Source organism: Mesorhizobium sp. M4B.F.Ca.ET.089.01.1.1 (assembly GCF_004022605.1).
GTDB lineage: Bacteria > Pseudomonadota > Alphaproteobacteria > Rhizobiales > Rhizobiaceae > Mesorhizobium > Mesorhizobium abyssinicae.
On record NZ_RZOS01001580.1, the window covers coordinates 1 to 389 of the forward strand.

At 68.1% G+C, this 389-nt stretch carries 1 protein-coding gene; it reads left to right on the top strand.

Going from position 1 to position 389, the window contains the following annotated elements; translation table 11 throughout:
• The coding region (locus tag EN780_RS38380) for a DMT family transporter (RefSeq protein WP_133373051.1) at positions 1-389 on the top strand (389 nt) is incomplete at both ends.

The window sequence follows — 389 nt, forward strand, 5'->3', positions numbered from 1 at the left end:
CGATCCGACCTTCCTGACTTCGGCCCGCGCGGCGATTGCCGGACTGCTCGGCCTGGCGATGCTCATCCTGTTCCGGCAGAAACGGCCGGAGCGCGGGGATCTGCTGTCGCTGGCGATCGTTGCGCTGGGCGTGGTCGTCGGCTTCCCCTTGCTGACGGCGCTGGCGCTCAAGCACGTCACCTCGGCCCATTCCATCATCTTCGTCGGTCTGCTGCCGCTGGCGACGGCGATCTTCGGCGTGCTGCGTGGCGGCGAGCGTCCACGCCCGGCCTTCTGGCTGTTCTCCTGCCTCGGCAGTGCGCTCGTCGCGGGCTTTGCCCTGATGCAAGGCGGGACGGCGTCACCAATTGGCGACGGCCTGATGCTGGCCGCCATTATCGTCTGTGGAC